This is a genomic window from Bradyrhizobium hipponense (assembly GCF_008123965.1).
Lineage (GTDB): Bacteria > Pseudomonadota > Alphaproteobacteria > Rhizobiales > Xanthobacteraceae > Bradyrhizobium > Bradyrhizobium hipponense.
Window position 1 is genome coordinate 1 of sequence record NZ_VSTH01000223.1, and the last position, 832, is coordinate 832.

1 protein-coding gene is annotated in these 832 nt (G+C 59.9%); it reads right to left on the reverse strand.

Going from position 1 to position 832, the window contains the following annotated elements:
* On the reverse strand, positions 1-832 hold an 832-nt coding region (locus tag FXV83_RS40330; RefSeq protein WP_148745594.1), incomplete at both ends, for an IS701 family transposase.

Consider the following 832-nt stretch of genomic DNA (forward strand, 5'->3'; position numbering starts at 1 on the left):
TGACGGTGCCAGCCATGCCAGGATCTGCTCTCGTTGTGATCGAGCCCGAACTCGTTTTTCGCGGTTTCAAAGCTGTCCTCGATCGCCCATCGATGGCCTTCGACCGCGACCAGCGTTTCAATTGACGTTCCCGCTGGGCACCAGGTGGTGAAGAAGGCGAGGTCTCCATCGGCGATGCGACGACGGATCAGTAGACCGCGCGTCCACAAACCAGCACTTGCACCGTTGAATGGCTCGGCCTCGAGCTCGGCCAATTCGAGATAACACCAATCGTGCAGCCGTGGTCCTTTGGTTCCGGCTCCCGCCGACAGGCGCTTCCAGTCGGATGAGCGCCGCGTCCGGGCGATGTCTGCGGCCGTACCGGCGACCGGCGGTCGTTTGCCCCAGGATCGAAACACATGAGCGCTGCTGACCCCAAGCACGTAGCCTTTGCCGGCCCGACGTAATTGCTGTTCGATGGCGCCAACGCCGTAGACGGTATCACCGGCAACCCACCTGAACGGTACAGACGCGGCTATCGCGCGTGCGATCATTTTCGTCGCAAGCTTTGGTTTGGTCGCAAAGCTCGCATCGGCAGGCACATAGGCGGCTTCCAGACGATCCGGATCGTCGGTCCATTCCTTCGGAAGATACAGCGCGCGGTCGATGAACGCATGACCATGACGCGAAACGTAGGTAGCGAAGACGCCGATCTGGCAATTCGTAATCTTGCCTGCCGAACCAGTGTATTGCCGCGCCACTCCACATGACGCTTTGCCCTGTTTGAGAAAGCCGGTCTCGTCGATCACCAGCACTGCATCGTCATCCGCCAAATGTTCGATGACATAGTCGC